Source organism: Halomonas sp. ND22Bw (assembly GCF_003011945.1).
GTDB lineage: Bacteria > Pseudomonadota > Gammaproteobacteria > Pseudomonadales > Halomonadaceae > Halomonas > Halomonas halophila.
The window spans coordinates 1-354 of record NZ_PXWD01000367.1 but is presented as its reverse complement, the minus strand read 5'-3'; the positions used below and the strand labels follow the sequence as shown (position 1 = coordinate 354).

General features: G+C 68.6%; 1 protein-coding gene. It reads left to right on the top strand.

The window, feature by feature from the left end:
* Window positions 1-354, top strand: a 354-nt coding sequence (locus tag CVH10_RS18475; RefSeq protein ID WP_146143051.1) for a molybdopterin-dependent oxidoreductase, incomplete at both ends; no start/stop codon positions are given.

The window sequence follows — 354 nt, the reverse complement described above, 5'->3', positions numbered from 1 at the left end:
GCACTTCGCGCAGGCGAAGCTGATCCTGTTGTGGGGCACCAACCCCATCACCTCGAACCTGCACCTGTGGACGCGCATTGCCGAGGCCAAGCGCAAGGGCGCGCAGGTGATCGCGATCGACCCGTTCCGCTCGCAGTCGGCCGAGAAGGCCGACTGGCACCTCGCGCCGCGCCCCGGCACCGACCGCGCGCAGGCTTTCGGCCTGATGCAAGTGCTGATCGAAGAGGACCTGCTCGACCACGACTACATCGCGCAGCACACGCTGGGCTTCGAGGCGCTCGCCGCGCGCGCCAAGGACTTCACGCCGCAACGCGTGGCCGACATCACCGGCCTAGCGGCCGACGACGTGGTGAA